The 19,554-nt window shown below is 60.3% G+C and carries 23 protein-coding genes; 12 read left to right on the top strand and 11 right to left on the bottom strand.

Going from position 1 to position 19,554, the window contains the following annotated elements:
• Positions 1 to 98 precede the first annotated feature (98 nt).
• The 4 genes from AC3IP0_RS20455 (at position 99) to AC3IP0_RS20470 (ending at position 3,419) form a co-directional block, all read left to right on the top strand.
• Positions 99 to 1,055: a LysR family transcriptional regulator gene (locus AC3IP0_RS20455; RefSeq protein WP_489316790.1), complete on the top strand. Its 957-nt coding sequence runs from the start codon at positions 99 to 101 to the stop codon at positions 1,053 to 1,055.
• Positions 1,056 to 1,122: 67 nt separating this feature from the next.
• Positions 1,123 to 1,584 carry a MarR family winged helix-turn-helix transcriptional regulator gene (locus AC3IP0_RS20460; protein ID WP_095944948.1) on the top strand — a complete coding sequence of 154 codons (462 nt, stop codon included), beginning with the start codon at positions 1,123 to 1,125 and terminating at the stop codon, positions 1,582 to 1,584.
• 364 nt (positions 1,585 to 1,948) lie between these two features.
• Positions 1,949 to 2,368: an organic hydroperoxide resistance protein gene (locus AC3IP0_RS20465; RefSeq protein ID WP_046031808.1), complete on the top strand. Its 420-nt coding sequence runs from the start codon at positions 1,949 to 1,951 to the stop codon at positions 2,366 to 2,368.
• 34 nt (positions 2,369 to 2,402) lie between these two features.
• Positions 2,403 to 3,419 (top strand): alpha/beta hydrolase, encoded by a 1,017-nt coding sequence (locus AC3IP0_RS20470; protein WP_489325744.1) that lies wholly within the window; start codon positions 2,403 to 2,405, stop codon positions 3,417 to 3,419.
• 196 nt (positions 3,420 to 3,615) lie between these two features.
• On the opposite strand, the gene AC3IP0_RS20475 is transcribed toward AC3IP0_RS20470, so the two are convergent.
• The gene (locus tag AC3IP0_RS20475) at positions 3,616 to 4,185 is read right to left on the bottom strand and encodes an elongation factor P (RefSeq protein WP_007943632.1); all 570 of its coding nucleotides are present in this window, start codon (positions 4,183 to 4,185) and stop codon (positions 3,616 to 3,618) included.
• Between the two features lie 48 nt (positions 4,186 to 4,233).
• Entirely contained in the window at positions 4,234 to 5,376 is a 1,143-nt protein-coding gene (gene earP / locus AC3IP0_RS20480; RefSeq protein ID WP_489316792.1) for an elongation factor P maturation arginine rhamnosyltransferase EarP, read from the bottom strand.
• A 124-nt stretch (positions 5,377 to 5,500) separates the two neighbouring features.
• Here earP and AC3IP0_RS20485 point away from each other — a divergent pair, with 124 nt between their 5' ends.
• Complete coding sequence (locus AC3IP0_RS20485; RefSeq protein ID WP_489316793.1) at positions 5,501 to 5,911, top strand: hypothetical protein; 411 nt, start codon at positions 5,501 to 5,503, stop codon at positions 5,909 to 5,911.
• Between the two features lie 2 nt (positions 5,912 to 5,913).
• On the top strand, positions 5,914 to 6,396 hold the full coding sequence (locus tag AC3IP0_RS20490; protein WP_489316794.1) for a GreA/GreB family elongation factor: 483 nt from the start codon (positions 5,914 to 5,916) through the stop codon (positions 6,394 to 6,396).
• 16 nt (positions 6,397 to 6,412) lie between these two features.
• Here the strand turns inward: AC3IP0_RS20490 and cysB are convergent, their stop codons facing one another.
• The 5 genes from cysB to AC3IP0_RS20515 form a co-directional block, all read right to left on the bottom strand.
• On the bottom strand, positions 6,413 to 7,387 hold the full coding sequence (gene cysB / locus AC3IP0_RS20495) for an HTH-type transcriptional regulator CysB (RefSeq protein WP_015094029.1): 975 nt from the start codon (positions 7,385 to 7,387) through the stop codon (positions 6,413 to 6,415).
• Between the two features lie 113 nt (positions 7,388 to 7,500).
• Entirely contained in the window at positions 7,501 to 8,004 is a 504-nt protein-coding gene (locus AC3IP0_RS20500) for a universal stress protein (protein ID WP_046043379.1), read from the bottom strand.
• Between the two features lie 95 nt (positions 8,005 to 8,099).
• On the bottom strand, positions 8,100 to 9,005 hold the full coding sequence (locus AC3IP0_RS20505; protein WP_489316795.1) for a 5'-nucleotidase: 906 nt from the start codon (positions 9,003 to 9,005) through the stop codon (positions 8,100 to 8,102).
• 25 nt (positions 9,006 to 9,030) lie between these two features.
• Positions 9,031 to 9,984 carry a putative 2-dehydropantoate 2-reductase gene (locus AC3IP0_RS20510; protein WP_489316796.1) on the bottom strand — a complete coding sequence of 318 codons (954 nt, stop codon included), beginning with the start codon at positions 9,982 to 9,984 and terminating at the stop codon, positions 9,031 to 9,033.
• Complete coding sequence (locus tag AC3IP0_RS20515) at positions 9,981 to 10,367, bottom strand: thioredoxin family protein (RefSeq protein ID WP_033052386.1); 387 nt, start codon at positions 10,365 to 10,367, stop codon at positions 9,981 to 9,983. Before AC3IP0_RS20515 ends, AC3IP0_RS20510 begins: the two co-directional genes overlap by 4 nt.
• Here AC3IP0_RS20515 and AC3IP0_RS20520 point away from each other — a divergent pair.
• A complete protein-coding gene (locus AC3IP0_RS20520) occupies positions 10,366 to 10,809 on the top strand; it encodes a PilZ domain-containing protein (RefSeq protein WP_489316797.1) in 444 nt (147 codons plus the stop codon). The genes AC3IP0_RS20515 and AC3IP0_RS20520 overlap by 2 nt on opposite strands.
• Positions 10,810 to 10,996: 187 nt before the next feature.
• Entirely contained in the window at positions 10,997 to 12,073 is a 1,077-nt protein-coding gene (locus AC3IP0_RS20525; protein ID WP_007973561.1) for a 3-deoxy-7-phosphoheptulonate synthase, read from the top strand.
• Positions 12,074 to 12,158: 85 nt separating this feature from the next.
• Here AC3IP0_RS20525 and AC3IP0_RS20530 read toward each other — a convergent pair whose 3' ends face one another.
• The gene (locus tag AC3IP0_RS20530; protein WP_007973562.1) at positions 12,159 to 12,446 is read right to left on the bottom strand and encodes a GNAT family N-acetyltransferase; all 288 of its coding nucleotides are present in this window, start codon (positions 12,444 to 12,446) and stop codon (positions 12,159 to 12,161) included.
• A 638-nt stretch (positions 12,447 to 13,084) separates the two neighbouring features.
• Here AC3IP0_RS20530 and oprI point away from each other — a divergent pair.
• Positions 13,085 to 13,336 carry an outer membrane lipoprotei OprI gene (gene oprI, locus AC3IP0_RS20535; RefSeq protein ID WP_003199355.1) on the top strand — a complete coding sequence of 84 codons (252 nt, stop codon included), beginning with the start codon at positions 13,085 to 13,087 and terminating at the stop codon, positions 13,334 to 13,336.
• Positions 13,337 to 13,459: 123 nt separating this feature from the next.
• Here the strand turns inward: oprI and AC3IP0_RS20540 are convergent, their stop codons facing one another.
• The 3 genes from AC3IP0_RS20540 to AC3IP0_RS20550 form a co-directional block, all read right to left on the bottom strand.
• Positions 13,460 to 14,434, bottom strand: a complete 975-nt coding sequence (locus AC3IP0_RS20540; RefSeq protein WP_489316798.1) for a L,D-transpeptidase family protein — start codon at positions 14,432 to 14,434, stop codon at positions 13,460 to 13,462.
• A gap of 433 nt (positions 14,435 to 14,867) precedes the next feature.
• Positions 14,868 to 15,161 carry a hypothetical protein gene (locus AC3IP0_RS20545; protein ID WP_003226812.1) on the bottom strand — a complete coding sequence of 98 codons (294 nt, stop codon included), beginning with the start codon at positions 15,159 to 15,161 and terminating at the stop codon, positions 14,868 to 14,870.
• Positions 15,162 to 15,217: 56 nt separating this feature from the next.
• Positions 15,218 to 15,823, bottom strand: coding sequence for an arylesterase (locus AC3IP0_RS20550; protein ID WP_008049055.1), 606 nt, complete (start codon positions 15,821 to 15,823; stop codon positions 15,218 to 15,220).
• Between the two features lie 10 nt (positions 15,824 to 15,833).
• On the opposite strand from AC3IP0_RS20550, the gene AC3IP0_RS20555 reads away from it, so the two are divergent.
• Genes AC3IP0_RS20555 through greB form a run of 3 tightly spaced genes read left to right on the top strand, consistent with a single transcriptional unit; the run spans position 15,834 to position 19,553 of the window.
• Entirely contained in the window at positions 15,834 to 16,517 is a 684-nt protein-coding gene (locus tag AC3IP0_RS20555; protein ID WP_046043370.1) for an ABC transporter ATP-binding protein, read from the top strand.
• Positions 16,517 to 19,021: an ABC transporter permease gene (locus AC3IP0_RS20560; RefSeq protein ID WP_489316799.1), complete on the top strand. Its 2,505-nt coding sequence runs from the start codon at positions 16,517 to 16,519 to the stop codon at positions 19,019 to 19,021. Before AC3IP0_RS20555 ends, AC3IP0_RS20560 begins: the two co-directional genes overlap by 1 nt.
• 34 nt (positions 19,022 to 19,055) lie before the next feature.
• A complete protein-coding gene (gene greB, locus AC3IP0_RS20565; protein WP_007973570.1) occupies positions 19,056 to 19,553 on the top strand; it encodes a transcription elongation factor GreB in 498 nt (165 codons plus the stop codon).
• Position 19,554 lies beyond the last annotated feature (1 nt).

Consider the following 19,554-nt stretch of genomic DNA (forward strand, 5'->3'; position numbering starts at 1 on the left):
TTTCCGTCAGGCCTTTGATCCTACGCAGTTGCTTCTGGCACGGAAACGCACAGCAACGCACAATGGCTGTGCCAAATTCGCACAGGCGCAATCCTGCCATGAACCCCAATCAACTGACTGACCAACTGGCCTTGTTCCTCGACGTGCTGGAAACCGGCAGTTTTTCCGCCGCCTCGCGCCGTCATCCGCTGACCCCTTCGGCCGTGGCACGGCGTATCGACAGCCTGGAAAGCGCGGTCGGCAGTCAGCTGTTCATCCGCAGCACGCATGCGGTACGTGCCACCCCGGCGGGATTGGCCTTTGCCGAACGCGCACGGCGGATCGTCGCCGAGTTGCGCCTGGCCCGGGCCGAGGCCGTGTCCCTGAGCAGCGCGCCGGAAGGCCTGATTCGTATCGATGCGCCGGCAGCCTTTGGTCGCCGGCACCTGGCACCGGTGATTGCCGATTTCCTGATGCTCTACCCCGGGCTCGATGTGCAACTGCACTTGATCGACAGCTTCGTCGACATGCAGGGCCTGAACCTCGGCAAGGTCGATCTGGTGTTGCGCGCCGGGCAATTGGCCGATACCCGGCTGGTGGCCACGCCATTGGCGAGCATGGTGCGTATCGCCTGCGCCAGCCCTGATTATTTGCGGCGTCGCGGCGTGCCGACCGAGCCGACACAGCTGATTGAACACGACGGACTCGACTGGGATGGCCTGGCCCCGCCCTTCGCCTGGCGTTTCGAGCGCGACGGGCAAATGCAGTTGCACCGGCCGGCGCGGATCCGCATGAGCGCCAACAATGCCGAGGCGCTGGTGTGCGGCGCATTGGCCGGACTGGGTATCGCGCATTTGCCGACCTGGCTGGCCAGCGAGTACCTGTTGCGGGGTGAGCTGCTGCCTCTGTTCTGCGACAGCGGCCTGCCGAAACCGGAAAGCGCCGGCATCTACGCCTTGCGCCTGGAACAGCAGCCCAACTCCCGCAGTCGCTTGTTGCTGGAGTACCTGAAAACCCGCTTCAGCCCGATTCCACCCTGGGATCTGGTGCTGCAAACCCATTTGCAACGGCACTGATCAAAATTATCTGGCGCATGAAAGATTCGCCCGCTAGATTCTTGAGATCACAGATCAAGGCTTCGACATGACCACCGAGCGCAACACCCCGGACAACTGCGACAACCTGCTGCTGGACAATCAGGCCTGCTTTGCCCTGCATTCCACTTCGCTGATGATGACCAAGGTCTACAAACCCTTGCTGCAAGCGCTGGGCCTGACCTATCCGCAATACCTGGCGATGATGGTGCTGTGGGAAAGGGACGGTTTGACCGTAGGTGAAATCAGCACGCGGTTGCTGACCGATCCTGGCTCGTTGACGCCACTGCTCAAGCGCCTGGAAGCCGAAGGCCTGCTCAGCAGAACCCGCAGCCGCGAAGATGAGCGGGTGGTGATCGTCGAACTCACCGAACAGGGCCGGGCCTTACGCGACAAGGCCCGTGATGTTCCCCAGTGCATCCTCGGCGCCAGCGGGATGACCGTGGAGCGCCTGCAAAAGCTGCAAGCGGAGCTGCAGGAGCTGCGTCGCCACCTGCAAGACAGCCTGTAGTTTCAAGGCCAGCACATCCCCCTGTGGGAGCGAGCTTGCTCGCGATTGCAGCGTCACATTCAGCAATGATGCTGACTGACACACCGCCATCGCGAGCAAGCTCGCTCCCACAGTAGCTCTGCGGCCCACCAGAAAATTGGGCTTGCCACCTCTTCCTGAAAAAAATTCCCACTGAAAAATCCCCCCTCGATAGCTCTAACTCAACACTTATAACCAAAACGCCCCCGCTGCCTTTTCGCTTTTTTCAAATTTCTTTGAAAAATTATATTGCGCACTAAATATTTGCGCGATACATTCACCTCGCACTTACTTAGCGCGCAAACATTTAGCGCAAATAAACCAAACCCTGAACGAGGCTTTCATCATGCAAACTCTCTACACCGCAATCGCAACTTCCACCGGTGGCCGTGACGGTCGTGCGGTTTCCAGCGACAACATCCTCGACGTCAAGCTCGCCACGCCGAAAGAGCTCGGCGGTGCCGGCGGCGCGGCCACCAACCCTGAGCAACTGTTCGCTGCCGGCTACTCCGCCTGCTTCATCGGTGCCCTGAAATTCGTGGCCAGCCAGACCAAGCGCAGCATCCCGAACGACGCTTCGATCACCGCCCACGTCGGCATTGGCCAGATCCCTGGCGGCTTCGGCCTGGACATCGACCTGCACATCAGCCTGCCGGGCCTTGAACAGGCCGACGCACAAGCACTGGTCGATGCGGCCCACCAGGTCTGCCCGTACTCCAACGCCACCCGTGGCAATGTCGATGTGCGTCTGCACGTAACCGTCTAAGCGCTGACTACCCAGGCCCGAACAGGAAACGAACATGAACACTTTCAGCAAAGTCTTGACCGGTACCCTTCTCGCCTTGTCCATCGGGAACGCGTTCGCAAGTACCGGGGTTGAACACAACACCCAGGCGTTCCTCGATGCGCTGAATGCCGGCACCGGCAAGCCGATGGAGCAAATGACGCCCGCCGAGGCCCGCGCCGTTCTGGTAGGCGCGCAGGCCGGGGTGAAGCTGACACTGCCAAAAGCCGATGTCAGCCAGAAGACCATTCAAGTCGACGGCCAACCGATCAGCCTGACCATCGTCCGGCCTGCCGGGATCAAGGGTGAGCTGCCGGTGTTCATGTTCTTCCACGGCGGTGGCTGGGTGCTGGGGGACTTCCCGACCCACGAGCGGCTGGTGCGTGACCTGGTGACGGGCTCGGGTGCCGCGGCCGTGTTCGTGAACTACACGCCGTCGCCGGAAGCGCATTACCCGGTGGCGATCAACCAGGCTTACGCGGCAACCCGATGGGTGGCCGAACACGGTCAAGAGATCAACGTCGATGGCAAGCGCCTGGCGGTAGCCGGCAACAGTGTCGGTGGCAACATGGCGGCGGTGGTTGCGCTGATGGCCAAGGACAAGGGCACACCGGCGATCAGGTTCCAGGTGCTGCTGTGGCCGGTGACTGACGCCAACTTCGAAACGGCGTCCTACAACCAGTTTGCCGAGGGGCACTTCCTCACCAAAAACATGATGAAGTGGTTCTGGGACAACTACACCACCGACGCCAATCAGCGGAACGAGATCTACGCCTCGCCACTGCGTGCGACCAGCGCCCAGTTGAAAGGATTGCCTCCAGCGCTGGTGCAGACCGCCGGAGCCGACGTTTTGCGCGACGAAGGTGAAGCCTACGCCCGTAAACTCGATGAAGCCGGTGTGCCGGTGACCTCGGTTCGCTACAACGGCATGATCCACGACTACGGTTTGCTCAATGTGGTGAGCCAGGTGCCAGCGGTGCGTTCGGCAATGCTGCAGGCGTCTGAAGAACTCAAGCAACACCTGAAGAAATAGCGCAGAACAACATGTGGGAGCGGGCTTGCTCCGGGCGGCGTTCCGACGAAGGCGGTGTGTCAGTCGACATAAACATCGAATGTAAAGACGCCATCGCGAGCAAGCTCGCTCCCACAGGGTTTCTGGTTGAACCCGAAATCGCAGGCACAAAAAAGCCCGACTCAATGGTCGGGCTTTTTCATTCCTGAAGCTGTGCTTATTTGGCACGGCCTTTGTAGGAACCGCCTTCGCGGGTATCGATCTCGATCATGTCGCCGATTTCGATGAAGTCAGCAACCGACAGCTCGGTACCGTTCTTCAGTTTGGCAGGCTTCATTACCTTGCCGGAAGTGTCGCCGCGAGCGGAACCTTCGGTGTAGTCAACCTGACGCACGATGGTGGTCGGCAGCTCTACGGAAACCAGACGCTCTTCGAAGAAGATCGCTTCGCAAACATCGGTCATGCCTTCTTCAACGAAAGGCAGAACGGCTTCGATGTCTTCAGCGTTCAGCTCGTACATGGTGTAGTCGGTGGTGTCCATGAACGTGTAGGTGTCGCCGCTGATGAAGGACAGGGTCGCTTCTTTGCGGTCGAGGATTACGTCGTCCAGCTTGTCGTCGGCGCTGTAAACGATCTCGGTCTTGTAACCGGTCAGCAGGTTCTTCAGCTTGGTCTTCATGATCGCGCTGTTACGACCGGACTTGGTGAATTCAGCTTTCTGAACCAGCCAAGGATCGTTTTCGAGACGAATCACGGTCCCGGGTTTCAGTTCTTTACCAGTTTTCATTGCGAATATCCGAATTTGGATGGGATTTACAAAAATCTAGGCCGCGTATCATATCCAATTTCCATAAAACTGTACCAGCGCCGTGGCAAGATCGGCCTGCAAGGCCTGTTCCTGACACCACGCCTCGGCGTGTTTTTCCAGCTCTGGCCAGTGTTTACGGGTGAATTGCCAGTGGTCGGCTATTTTTTCACCGGCGTTCCACGCCCGCCAGAGACCGCTGATCGCCTCCCGCGCAGGCGCAGATAACCCCTTTACATAGAGTTCGAGGAAGGCTTCGAGCTTGTCCAGGTGGATGTCTTCTTCCTGCTGGTAAATGTGCCAGAGAAATGGCCGGCCCGCCCATTGAGCGCGCACGAAGGAATCTTCGCCGCGCACGGCATTGAAATCGCAGCACCACAGCAACCGGTCGTATTGGTCCTGGCGGACGAATGGCAGCACTTGCACGGTCAAGGCGTCACGCACATGCACGGCACCGGCCGCCAGCCCCTGCACACCGAGCCAGCGCTCGACATCGCCGAGAATCCGCCCTTCCGGCACCAGCAGATGAGTGGCCGTAGAATCGCCAGCCATTGCATCGAGCCAACTGGCCAGACCGCTGTTTTCGTAGGCAAACAATGAGATCAGCTGCGCGCCGGGCGCAGGATCAATCCCCATACCTTGCAGGAACTCTCTTTGAGCCTGCGGATTTTGCTGAAATTGCCGACGCCGTTCCAGCAACCCTCGCTCACGCAACAGTCCGCCGGTGCCCTTCTGGAATCCCGGGAAGAAAAAGAACTTCTGCACGCTTTTGTACTTCACCGAGGGCAAACCGTGGCAGCCGATCACCCAGTCCTCGGCACTCAGATAGTCGAGGTTCATCCACAGCGGCGTTTTTTCCCGTTCGACCATGGCGTCCATATAGGCGCTCGGCAATTGGCAGGCAAAGGCAGCAATCACCACATCGGCGGCTTCGGTCGGCTGCCACTCGGCGGGCCATTGGCGCACTTCGACGTCGTGCTGCCACTGCTGTGCAGCGTGGATGTCGATTTCCGGGCACAGGCGCTCGAACGCTCGCAGGTCATCGACCCATAGACGCACCGCCAGTCCATGTTCGGCCACCAGTTGCCGGGCCAGTCGCCAGGTCACGCCGATGTCGCCGAAGTTGTCGACCACGGTGCAAAAAATATCCCAGCGGGTTTTCATTTCAGGCATTCCAGGCTCCCGTTGGCAAAGGCGCCGATTGTCCGCATAAATTACCCCGTGCAGAAGAGCCGACGGCGATTATTCTTCATGCGACAATCGCCATCCGCCAGTGACCTTTCGCCAGGAGGCATCCATGCCCCACCGCCCCACTCCGCGCCGATCCTTCCCGATCAGCCTCAACGCCCTGCAACTGACCGGCAGCATCGCCCTTGGCATGTGGCTCGGGTTCATTGCCATTGTGCTGACCTGCTGGCTCGCGTCGCGCCTGCTTTTCAGCGAGCAACTCGCCCCGGTCGCGGCGGCAGTAGAGCAACTGGCCCAACCACCCGCGGTGACTCAACCGGTGCCGAGCATTCCGCCACAGAGCCCGCTGTTCGAGCAATATGAAGAAAACCTGCGCAAGAACGAGCAGCAGCAACGGCTCGATCAGGCACGCAGCAGCAGTCGCAACCTGGCCAACCCGAACTGTCAGTTCTGGCTGCAACAGGACCGGACTGCACCCAGCGAAAAAAGCCGCGCCAACGTCCTGCAATTCTGCGACTGATCATGAATAAGCAAACCGTCCACCAACTGATTCTCGACAAGCTGCGGATCGATCTCGACATTGCCGAGCGGGCCGCGCAAACCGCCTACGAAACGGCGACCCACGAAGAAAACATCGCCGAGAACAAGTACGACACCCTGGGGCTGGAAGCGTCCTATCTCGCGGCCGGGCAAGCCAGGCGGGGCGAGGAAATTCGCCAGTCACTGAACCTCTGCCAGAACCTCGCCCTGCGCCCTTATGACGATCAGCGGGGCATCGAAGTGGGCGCGCTGCTGGGACTGGAGGATGAAAAGGGGCGCGAACAATGGCTGTTTCTGGCCCCCGATGCAGCCGGGCTGAAGGTCGATCTGGTGGGGCAACTGATTACCGTCATCACCCCGCGCTCACCGCTGGGCAAAAGCCTGCTGGGCAAGTTCGAAGGTGACGAGGTGGAGATCATGGTGGCGGGCGCTCGGCAACAGTTCGCTGTCACCGAGGTGGTTTGACCGGTAGCAAACGCTATCAGTGAACGGGCAGTTCGACGCCCTCGAACAGCTCTTCCAATTCCTGCTTGTTGTGGCATTGAATGGCCTTGGCCATGACTTCGCGGGTCAAGTGCGGTGCGAACTTCTCGATGAAGTCGCACATGAAACCCCGCAGGAAGGTGCCGCGACGGAAGCCGATCTTGGTCACGCTGGACTCGAACAATTCGCTGGCATCGAGTACTACCAAGTCGCTATCGAGCTTGGTATCGACCGCCATTTTCGCCACGATGCCCACGCCCAGTCCCAGGCGAACATAGGTCTTGATCACGTCGGCGTCAGCAGCGGTGAACACCACTTTCGGCGTCAGGCCGCGATGGCTGAAGGCTTCGTCGAGTTTCGAACGGCCGGTAAAACCGAACACGTACGTTACGATCGGGTATTCGGCCAGTGCTTCGAGGGTCAGTTTCGACAGCTTGGTCAGCGGGTGGCCCTGAGGCACGACCACGCAACGGTTCCAGCGGTAGCACGGCATCATCACCAGGTCACCGAACAGCTCGAGCGCTTCGGTGGCGATGGCGAAATCCACGGTGCCGTCAGCGGCCATTTCGGCAATTTGCATGGGCGATCCCTGGTGCATGTGCAGGGCCACGTCCGGGTATTGCTTGATGAAATTGCTGATCACCGGCGGCAACGCATAACGCGCCTGGGTGTGAGTGGTGGCAATCGACAGGGTGCCTTTCTTCTCGTTGGAGAATTCCTGGGCGATCTGCTTGATGCTTTCAACCTTGCGCAGGATCTCGCCAGCGGTGGTGATGATGCGCTCGCCGGCCGGGGTAACGCGGGTCAGGTGCTTGCCGCTGCGAGCGAAAACCTCGACGCCCAGTTCGTCTTCCAGCAGACGGATCTGCTTGCTGATGCCGGGTTGAGAGGTGTAAAGGCTTTGGGCTGTAGCGGAAACGTTGAGGTCGTGGTGCGCCACTTCCCAGATGTAGCGCAATTGTTGAAGCTTCATATGAATCCCTCAAAGCAGGTAGACGCCACGGGCATCAGCGACGGTATATAACTATATTAATGGCACGAAGAATAAATCTAGAACTTTTTTATCAGATTGCCACTATTCGTGTCCTAGCGGTCCCCTTGGCGACGACGTTGCACCAGCGGCACCAGATAGACCGGCACCTTGGACAGTTGCAACACACGGGCGGCGGTTCGCCCCAAAGGCGTTTCCGCACCGGCACCGTGGCTGTGACTACCTACGATCAACAAATCCACGGAGAGTTTCTGCGCCTGGTCCAGAATCACCTGCGACGGATCGCCCTGCAGCACCCGTACTGCCTGAATCCGCTCCAGGTCGTGCTCCCCTTCATCCCCCAACTCCTCACGAAAACTGTCGAGCACCCGCTGCTCGATACTGGCGATCACTGTATTCAGGCCCTGGCTGTGAAACTCGTTCAGCGCCTGTTCATCGAGATAACTTTGCAGCACCGATTCGGCAAACAACCCCATGGGTTCAACCGCATGCACGACATACAAACCGGCATTGAAGGTCCTGGCCAGTTCCAGGGCATGCTGCATCACCACGGGCGCGTACAGGCCAAGGTCAGTGGCATACAGCATCGTACGAATCATATGACCTCCTCGACTGCCAACATGGCGGAGATTTGATTCAGCTTAGCAGTGCCGTGGCGACTACGGCGTCCGGCGCAACGCATTGAACGGCGGGCTTAAACCTTTTGCTCGTTGCTTATGCCATGGGGCACATGACCGGTGGCGACGACTTCACGGGCCAATTCGCAGTGGCCGGCCTGATCGTCGAAAAACACGTCGGCCGCGAAGGCCTCGAGGAAGGCCGACTTGGTCAGGCCGCCGAGGAACAGCGACTCGTCGAGACGGATGTCCCATTCGCGCAACGTGCGGATCACCCGCTCATGGGCCGGCGCCGATCGCGCCGTGACCAGCGCGGTACGGATCGGACAGGTGTCCTCCGGGAACTCACGCTGCAACAGGTTGAGGGCCGCGAGAAAGCCCTTGAACGGCCCTCCGCGCAACGGCTCGCGGGCGGACTCACGCTCGCTGGCCTGGAACGCCTCCAGACCACCGGCCTGATAAATGCGCTCCGACTCATCGGAAAACAGCACCGCGTCTCCGTCAAAGGCAATGCGTAACTCGTCGCTGGCCGCACGGCTGGCACCACCCGACAGAATGGTCGCGGCCGCGAACCCGGCGTCCAGTGCATTGCGTACGTCTTCGGCGTGGGTCGAGAGAAACAGGTCGCAGCCAAAGGCCTTGAGGTAGGGATACGGACTGCGCCCGCCGACAAAGGCCGCACGGGAAATGGCAAGCCCGTAATGGTCAATCGAGTTGAACACCCGCAGCCCGGTGTCGGCGCTGTTGCGCGACACCAGAATCACCTCGACCCGGGCGCGGCCGAGGCTATTGTTGAGGTTCAGGAGTTTCTGCACCAAAGGGAAGGCATCGCCGGGCTCGAGGATTTCGTCTTCATGTTCAATCTGATATTGCCGGTAGGCTTCGACGCCACTCGACAGGTAGACCTTGTGGCTTTCGCTCAGGTCGAACAGCGCCCGCGAAGAAATCGCCAGCACCAGCTTGTCGTCAATTGCCTTTGGCATGCCCTTCCCCCTCAGGTCGGTCTACTCAGGTGTTGCGTCGATCAATGAAACTCAAACTGCGATACAAGGCCTCGATGCGTGGCATCTCACATCCGGCTGCCTTCGCCGCCGCCAAAGGCCGGGCGTAGATCGCAGTCAGTTCCAGCGGGCGCTTGTGCAAGTAATCGTGGTACATGCTCGGCCAGTAGTCGGGCATTTTCTCGGTCACCATGAATAAATGCTCGGCATACCCAGCCGGTACGTCGTGCCCGCAGGCGATTGCGCCTTGCACCACTTCAGCCATCAGCGCCTTGATCAGCTCGCGACTGTCGGCATCGGCCATCAACGGTGTGGTGCTCGCCCCCAGCAAAACCGAGAGACCGTTGTAAGGGATATTCCAGACCAGTTTTTGCCAACGCGCCTGATGTAAATTCGCCATGGCCTGGGAGTCGAGGCCGGCGCTGCGAAACAGCCCGACGCCCTCTTCGACTATTGCGCTGCGTGTCGGCCCTTCGGCGGGACCGCTGTGATAACCCACATGCACCGCGCCGAGCGCCTGATGGGTGATGACGCCCGGCGCCTCGCGATGGACGCAGATGTAGCACAGCCCTCCGAGCACATGCAGCGAATCGGGGAGCAACGCGCGCAGGCTGTCTTCGACGTCCAGGCCGTTTTGCAGCAGCAATACCTTGGCGTTCGGTGCCGCCGCTTGCAGGATGGCGGGTGCCAGGTCGGCGTTGCTGGTGGTTTTCGCCCCCACCAGCAGCCAGTCGCAGGGCGGCATGTCTTCAGCGCTTGAATAAGCCTGCACCGGATTCAGTTTCAACGCACCGTGGGGCGCGCTATCGACTTGCAACCCGTGGTCGGCCACAGCGGAAAACTCGCTGCGCAGCAGAAAATGCACATCAAAACCGGCACGCGCCAGCATCACTCCGTAGAAACCGCCGATTGCGCCGGTCCCGATAATGCCGATCGTCGGCCTGGCAACTGTTCCCATCATGGCAACTCCTCTGCTGTTCGACTCAGCGCCTGGCGCACGGCTCGATTGAGCTCGGTGTCGGTCAGGCGTGATTTCAGTGCTCCAAAGAATTCGCCGTCGCGAACGACAAACAGCGCCGGCAAGTGAAAGACCTGATAACGCTCGACCACCCCGCCGTTGTTGCCGGCATCGATCCAGCACAGTCGATCGACTGCCAGGTCGAGTGTCGGCAATTGCTCGCGGGCAAAACGGCAACTGGCGCAGCCGACACTGGTGAAAATGACCAGCGATACACCGCTCATCGCCAGCAGCCGTTGGTCGGCGTCAAAATCGGTCAGTTCCAATTCGACCACTATACTGGGGAGAACAATGTCAGATGGCCGACACATGGAGTCTGTGTTCATGGGACGATTCATTCCTCACCCTGACGATGTGCCCGTCGAGTTAACGTTGCTGAAACCTGAGTGTATTTCGCGACGACAGCTGCACACTATCAGTCTCGGGGGCATGGCTTGCAATTATCACCGCGCGTGGCGCCACGGCACGGCGCTGGAGGTACGCATGCCGACCGTGAACCCGGACATGCGCTATCTGGGCTATGTCGCCTGGTGCCTGCGACGCAAACGCGGTTATCTGGTGGGTATCGCCTTCGTCGACGAACAAACGCTGTTCAGCGCCCGAATGGGCGAGCAGGTGTGCCAGATCGAACGCTACTGCCGCCTGCATGACGCCCAAGAAGACTTGCAGGATATTCAGGCCCTGGCCCTCGAATGGGTCCAGGAGCATGCCGACGAGTTCTCTCACGATTCGGTACGCAAGGCTTTTGCGCAACCGGTGCTGGAATAGAGGCGTTCTTGATCGGTTTGCCCCTCGCGGCAGGGAAACTGACTGCGAAAGCCCACCAAACCGGCGTCTGCCCATTGTCGAGCCACGGTGTAACGCGCTAAGGTTCGGCTCCCCGACGCGCTTAATTTGCTGTGCTCCGCCGCGCGGGTTCGCTGGCGGCCGGCACCCGTGACCTGACGAGTAAACGATGGCTGATTTACCGATCAACGACCTAAACGTCGCCTCCAACGAGACACTGATCACTCCCGATCAGCTCAAGCGCGATATTCCCTTGAGCGACGCAGCACTGCGCACCGTCACCAAGGGCCGCGAAGTCATTCGCAACATTCTGGATGGCACCGACCATCGCCTGTTCGTCGTCATCGGGCCTTGCTCGATCCACGACATCAAGGCCGCCCACGAATATGCCGAGCGCCTGAAGGTTCTCGCCGCCGAAGTGTCCGATACCCTGTATCTGGTCATGCGCGTGTATTTCGAAAAGCCACGCACCACCGTCGGCTGGAAAGGCTTGATCAACGACCCGTACCTGGACGACTCGTTCAAGATCCAGGACGGCTTGCACATCGGTCGCCAGTTGCTGCTCGACCTGGCCGAAAAAGGCCTGCCGACCGCCACCGAAGCCCTCGATCCGATCTCCCCGCAGTACTTGCAGGACCTGATCAGCTGGTCGGCCATCGGCGCGCGCACCACCGAATCCCAGACTCACCGTGAAATGGCCTCCGGCCTGTCCTCGGCCGTCGGCTTCAAGAACGGCACCGATGGCGGCCTGACCGTGGCGATCAACGCCCTGCAGTCGGTTTCCAGCCCGCACCGCTTCCTGGGCATCAACCAGGAAGGTGGCGTGTCGATCGTGACCACCAAGGGCAATGCCTACGGTCACGTGGTGCTGCGCGGCGGCAACGGCAAGCCGAACTACGATTCGGTCAGCGTTGCGCTCTGCGAGCAGGCGCTGAACAAGGCGAAGATCAAGCCGAACATCATGGTCGATTGCAGCCACGCCAACTCCAACAAGGATCCGGCCCTGCAGCCGCTGGTGATGGAGAACGTCGCCAACCAGATCCTCGAAGGCAACAAGTCGATCATCGGCCTGATGGTAGAAAGCCACCTGAACTGGGGCGCCCAGGCGATCCCGAAAGACCTTGCCGACCTGCAGTACGGCGTGTCGATCACCGACGCCTGCATCGACTGGACCGCGACCGAAAACACCTTGCGCAGCATGCATGCCAAGCTCAAGGATGTGCTGCCTAAACGCGATCGCAGCTGATCGCCTGGTTGGCGCCGCAAAAAGCGCACACAAAAAAACGCCGGGCTTAACCCGGCGTTTTTTTATGCGTTCGTTTTGTTGAAGGTCACTGGCTCAGCTTGGCCGCATGCCGCTGGTGACGCTCCATGTAGCGCTCGACGTAGGAGCACGATGGAATGACGGTGTAGCCCATTTCGTCAGCGTACTCCAGCGCCTTCTCGGTCAAGGCTGCCGCAATACCGCGACCACGCAATGCGTTGGGCACGAAGGTGCGATAGATATCCAGGGTCTGTTTCCCCAGATCCATATAGGTCAGATAGGCACGATGACCGTCCACATTGGTCTCGAACTGATGACCAGCCTGGTCATGGTGGATGGACAACGCCTCGCTCATCACTACTCCTCGCGGGTCTGGAATTCCGACCCCTACCTTACCGATGTTTTTCCGGCGAAGGAACATCTACGCCACCCCGTGCCTGAATGGACACCGAGAAGAGCTGCACCGATCTCGCGCTACCGAGCACGTACAAATAGTAGGCACCATTGGCAGAAATGCTCAAGGTGCGCTCGTCATCGTGCGGGTTGGCGGGTGCTGCTCCGGATCACGCAGGATTGGCTCGACCGAAGATCACTCCGGGTCGATAGCCTGTACATTGCCGGATGTTGAGACTTAAGACGAGCGCCCGTTGTTAAAGTCACCTGAACATCGTGAAAGATATTGAGAGGCGCCACACAAAAGCCGAACAAAAGTGTAGACGAATCCATGTAGGCGGACTTTAGCCAGACTGAAAAACAGCGCCGTGCCGCAGGAACTTTTTCTTGTCAGCTCGCTCAGCCACGGGCCTTGCAGCTGGATATTTTTTAAACAATTCAGTTAAAAGTTGCTCGAAAAAGAATCAACGCCTACAATTTTTTTTGCTTCTTGCGTCACGTCAGTTTTACTTACTACAAGTAATGGGTAGTATGTACGCCGGCTATTTCCTCAATCGGAGGAGATAGCTACTTAATAGAAAGTCCTTGAAGGGGAACACGATGAACAACGTTCTGAAATTCTCTGCTCTGGCTCTGGCCGCAGTTCTGGCTACCGGTTGCAGCAGCGCATCGAAAGAAACCGAAGCACGTCTGACCGCTACTGAAGACGCAGCTGCTCGCTCCCAGGCTCGTGCAGACGAAGCTTACCGTAAAGCTGATGAAGCTCTGGCTGCTGCTCAAAAAGCACAACAGACTGCTGACGAAGCTAACGAGCGTGCTCTGCGCATGCTGGACAAAGCTAGCCGCAAGTAATAATCCTTCGGGATTGTTATCAAGCCGACCCATTTTTTGGGTCGGCTTTTTTATTGCCCGGCGTTTCTCCAGGCAATAAAAAACCCGTCGACGCGGTCCGCGCCGACGGGTTCTTTGCCATCGTTACTGCAGCGGGTCGATCGGCATGCTGGACACCATCGGCGCAACGCCGTTGCCCGGCACAGCGATCTCAACCGGCAAGCCGTCTTCAGCGGCGACCACATCACGCACCACATCCCAGTTCATGCGCAGGTTGTTGGTGATGTCTTCACGCTTGAGCATCGCATTGATGACCGCGGTGTGCTTGTCGACCACCGACGGGTTGCCCTTGTCGTCCAGCGGCGTATGCGCCTCCAGATAGACCTTGCCGCCACTCAGGCCAAACTTGTACGGGTCGTTGATGATCCGCACCGACGTACCGACCGGCACCATGCCCGCCATTTCCAGCACGTTGTTGTTGAACATGCGGAAGCAACCGTGGCTGGTGCGCATGCCGATGCCGAACTTCTTGTTCGAACCGTGGATCAGGTAGCCCGGTGTGCCCAGGGTGAACTTGAACGGCCCCAGCGGGTTGTCAGGGCCGGCCGGCACGACGTTGGGTAGCGGATCACCGTCTGCTGCGTGCTCGGCCTTGATCGAAGCCGGAGGCGTCCAGGTAGGGTTCGGTGTCTTGGCGGTGATGTTGGTGTGGGCAATCGGCGAGCCCCAGCCTTCACGACCGATACCCAGCGGGAACGTGTACACCACGTTCTTGCCTTTGGGGTAGTAGTAGAGGCGGTACTCGGCCAGGTTGATCACGATTCCTTCGCGCGGGCCTGGTGGCAGGATGAAGCGGGTCGGCAGGATGATTTCCGTGCCGACGCCTGGCAACCAGGCATCGACACCCGGGTTGGCCGCGACCATTTCCGTGTAGCCCAGATCGTAGGTGGTACCAAGGTCGGCGAAGGTATCTTCGTACTTGGCCTTGATCACCTGCACCTGGCCGATGATGTCCTCACCGGGCGGTGGCAGGGGAAGCTCCAATGCTGCGACTGGACCGGCCACAAAGAGGGCGGCAAGAGTCAGGCAGCGGGTGACGGCAGGAAAGCGCGGCAACATCCGGAAAATCCTTCGCATGATCAACAGAGATATAAGAGCGCGATTGTACACCGCTGTCCGTTATTTCGGGGAGATGGCCCGATTGCAGGCAGTGCAAGTCGATTTTGCGATTAGCCTCGATCCGGTGTGGGAGCGAGCTTGCTCGCGATGGCTTCTTAGACTGCCCCCGTGGCGCATTGACGCCTCGGCGCGGCATGGTCAGATCCTCGGAATCGACCAGTGCCAGTTAAAAACTGTTACCTATGTGCTTGAACTGTTTTGTTACCTATGTGGGTGAGTCATACCGGCGAGACCTTTTGGTTCCTTTTGGGGCGTTTGCCAAAAGGGACTCGCCGTAAGGGCGAAACCATAGGTGGCCGTGACCGCAGGAATGGATATGTACTCAGTCAACAAAGCAAAGGCCGGCTATCAGGCCGCCTCGACTCCTGACGGATCAAAGCTCGAACCGCAATTCAGGCCAGATCGGCGACGTACCCCGCTTCTGCGACTCAAGAATGGCCCGGCACAACGAACACAGCCGCTGATCCTGAAACACCCGGCGATCAACACTCGACCAGCGCGGTTGCGCCGGCAACAGACTGCCACACAGGGTCCGGTCCGCCGAACCGCCCAACTCCAGTTGACGGGTCACCAGATGCACCCGCACTTCCTGGCAGGCGAACAGATCCAGCTGTTCGTCAGGCTCGATCAGTTGATAGGCAAATAGTGACCAGGCGGGACGCGGCATCGGGGGCTCCAAATCGGGGGCGCCACCTTAGCCGAAAGCCTGCTTCTAGAAAAGTGTCATAACAGCGGTTTTAGAGTAGGCCAGACATTTTCCAGCAACTTGTCCTGGGCCCCGGCCGCCGGGTGAATGCCGTCAGCCTGCATCAAGTCCGGATGGCCGCCCACGCCGTCGAGGAAAAACGGCACCAGCGGGATCTTTTTCTCATCGGCCAGGTTGCTGTAGACCTCGGCGAAGGCTTTTGTGTAACGCGCACCGTAATTGGGTGGCAATTGCATGCCGAGCAGCAACACCTTGGCGCCGCTGGCCCGGGAGCTGTCGATCATCGAAGCAAGATTTTGTTGCAATTGAGTTGGCAGCATCCCGCGCAGCCCGTCATTGCCGCCCAACTCGAGGATCACCAGTTCCGGTTTATGCTCTGCAAGCAGCGCGGGCAGGCGCGCCTGGCCTCCGGCACTGGTGTCGCCACTGATGGACGCATTGATCACTTTGTCGTCGAAACCTTCGCGCCTGAGCCGTTGCTCAAGCAGCGACACCCACCCCAGCCGGGTATCCAGCCCGAAACCGGCGCTGATACTATCGCCAACGATCAGGACTGTACCCGCCGCTGCGTTTTGGGCCATGCACATCAAGGCCAGGCCAGCACTCAAAAACCAGACACGCATCGGACTCTCCATGGGCGCAAGCATTCTCATCGCGAAGGACCTTAGCAAAGTGGTTCCCAGCGCGGAAGGTGAACTGACCATCCTGCACCAACTCAGCCTGGAACTGAACAAGGGCGATAGCCTGGCCATCGTCGGCGCTTCCGGCTCCGGCAAGTCCACCCTGCTGGGCCTGCTCGCCGGCCTCGACCTGCCGAGCAGCGGCGAAGTCACTCTCGCCGGGCAAGGCCTGAGCAACCTCGATGAAGACCAGCGTGCGCGCATCCGCGCCGAGCACGTGGGTTTTGTCTTTCAATCGTTTCAGCTGCTCGACAGTCTCAATGCCCTGGAAAACGTCATGCTGCCGCTGGAGCTCGATGGCCGCAAAGACGCCCGCGAACGCGCCACCCAATTGCTGCAGCGGGTGGGACTGGGCCAACGCCTGACTCACTCGCCGCGCCAGCTCTCCGGCGGCGAGCAACAACGCGTGGCGATTGCCCGCGCGTTTGCCGCCGAGCCCGATGTACTGTTCGCCGACGAACCGACCGGCAACCTCGACAGCCACACCGGCGAGCGCATCAGCGACTTGCTGTTCGAGCTCAACCAGGAACGCGGCACGACCCTGGTACTGGTGACTCACGATGAACGCCTGGCCCATCGCTGCCGGCGCCTGATCCGTCTTGAAGCCGGCCTGCTGGTCGCCCCTCTGGAGCCTTGATGGCACGTCTGCCGCTGTTGCGCCTGTTCAGTCTCGCCATCCGCCAATTGCTGCGCGATGCCCGCGCCGGTGAATTGCGCGTGTTGTTTTTCGCCTTGCTGGTGGCCGTGGCCGCCAGCACCGCCATCGGTTACTTTGGCGCGCGCCTGAACGGCGCCATGATGTTGCGCGCTACCGAATTCCTCGGTGCCGACCTGCTGCTCGAAGGCAGTTCGCCTGCGCGCCCCGAACAGATAAGAAGCGGCACCGAACTGGGCCTGGAACACGCTCAAGTGGTGGAGTTCTCCAGCGTCATCGCCACCGACAACAGCATCCAGCTGTCCAGCATCAAGGCGACCGATGACACCTACCCGCTACGCGGCGAATTGAAAAGCGCGCCCGCACCCTTCGCCACGGAAACAGTCGGGGGCGGACCGCAACCCGGTGAAGCCTGGGTCGAGGCACGCCTGCTGACCGCCCTGGACCTGAAGATCGACGACAGCATCGATGTCGGCATGAAAACCCTGAAACTGGCGCGGGTGCTGACTTACGAGCCCGATCGCGCCGGCAATTTCTACAGCCTGACACCCCGAGTGCTGATCAACCTCGACGATCTTGCGGCCACCGGCGTGGTGCAGCCCGGCAGCCGGGTCAGCTATCGCGAATTATGGCGAGGCAACGCTCAGGCACTTGAGACGTATCGGCAACTGATCAAACCGGGGCTCGCCGCCAACCAGCGCTTGCAGGACGCACGCGACGGCAATCGGCAGATCGGCGGCGCCCTGGGCAAGGCCGAACGCTACCTGAACATGGCCAGCCTGGTGGCGGTGTTGCTGTCCGGCGTGGCGGTGGCGCTGTCGGCAACCCGCTTCGCCACCCGCCGGTTCGATGCCAGTGCCTTGCTGCGCTGCCTCGGGCTATCGCGCCGGGAAACCATGGTGTTGTTCAGCCTGCAACTGACCGTACTCGGGCTGCTGGCCAGCATCAGCGGCGCCCTGCTCGGCTGGCTAGCCCAACTGGGGTTGTTTGCCCTGCTGCATGACTTGTTGCCGACCGACGTGCCTCCGGGCGGGCTGTTTCCGGCTGTTGCCGGGATCGGCACCGGACTGGTGGCGCTGGCCGGATTCGCCTTGCCACCTCTGGCGGCTCTGGGCCGGGTTCCGCCATTGCGCGTACTGCGCCGGGACATGCTGCCGATCCCTTCCAGCACCTGGATGGTCTACGGCGCCGCGCTGGGCGCCCTCGCCCTGATCATGTGGCGCCTGAGCCTGGACCTGGTGCTGACCTTTGCCCTGCTCGGCGGCGGCGTGATTGCAGCGCTGGTGCTGGGCGGCTTGTTGTTGCTGCTGTTGAAGAGTCTGCGGCGCATGCTTGCGCGTGCGTCCTTGCCCTGGCGCCTGGGACTCGGCCAACTGCTGCGCCATCCGCTCGCTGCGGCGGGCCAGTCCCTGGCGTTCGGCCTGATTCTGCTGTCGATGGCGCTGATTGCGCTGCTGCGCGGCGAGTTACTGGACACCTGGCAGAACCAGCTGCCGAAAAACGCACCGAACTACTTCGCCCTGAACATCCTGCCGGCGGACAAACAGGCCTTCACCGATCACCTGATTGCCGTGTCGGCGCAATCGGCACCGCTTTACCCAGTGGTGCCGGGGCGCTTGATCAACATCAACGGCGAGCCGGTGCAGCAAATCGTCACCAAGGAGTCGGCAGGTGATCGGGCAATCCAGCGCGACCTGAGCTTGACCTGGGCCGCGGACCTGCCGGCGGGCAACAAACTCACGGCCGGCAATTGGTGGAGCGAACAGACGCCGGACGATGTTCCCGGCGTGTCGGTAGAAGGCAAGGTCGCCGAAAGCCTGAAAATCAAGCTCGGCGACCATCTGGTTTTCAGCGTTGGCGGGGTCAATCGCGAGGCGAAGGTCACCAGCCTGCGGGAGATCAACTGGGACAACTTCCAGCCGAACTTCTTCATGATCTTCCAGCCCGGCACCCTCAAGGATCTGCCGGCGACCTACCTGACCAGTTTCTATCTGGCACCGGGTCACGATCAGCAGATTGTCGATCTGTCCCGCGCCTTCCCGGCGGTGACCATCCTGCAGGTCGAAGCCTTGCTGGAGCAACTGCGCAGCATCCTCGCCCAGGTGACCCTGGCGGTGGAGTACGTGTTGTTGTTCGTGTTGGCGGCGGGAATGGCGGTGCTGTTCTCCGGCCTGCAAGCGACGCTGGATGAACGCATTCGCCAGGGTGCGTTGCTGCGTGCGCTGGGGGCGGAGCGACAATTGCTGGTCAAGGCTCGACGTATCGAGTTCGGTTTGCTGGGTGCAGTCAGTGGCTTGCTGGCGGCGCTGGGTTCGGAAGTGGTGAGTTGGGTGCTCTACCGCTATGCCTTTGACCTGCCGTGGCATCCGCACCCGTGGCTGTTGGTGCTGCCACTGGTGGGCGCCGTGCTCATTGGTGGTGCCGGAGTGTTCGGCACCCGTCGGGCATTGAACGCCAGCCCGCTGACAGTCCTGCGCGAGGGTTGATAGACTCCTGCCATCCTCACCACAAGAAGCTGTCATGAGCCGTTACCGCCCTCCCCGCACCGCAGGCACCGCGCTGATCACCCCCGAGGGTGAAGCGCGGATGCGCGCCGAGTTCCATGAACTGTGGCATGTACGTCGGCCCCAGGTTACCCAGGCCGTCAGCGAAGCCGCGGCCCAGGGTGATCGCTCGGAGAACGCCGAATACACCTATGGCAAAAAGATGCTGCGAGAGATCGACAGCCGCGTGCGTTTTCTCACCAAACGCCTGGAAGCGCTCAAGGTTGTCAGCGAAAAACCCAGCGATCCGAACAAGGTCTATTTCGGCGCTTGGGTCACGATCGAAGACGAGGACGGCAAAGAGTCGCGCTACCGCATTGTCGGGCCGGATGAACTGGACCTCAAACAGGGCCTGATCAGCATTGACTCGCCCTTGGCCCGCGCCCTGATCGGCAAGGCACTGGACGCCGAAGTCCGGGTCCAGACACCGACCGGTGAGCAGTGCGTCTACATCGTGGCGATCGACTACCCGTGAG

Source organism: Pseudomonas sp. GL_103, assembly GCF_057835175.1.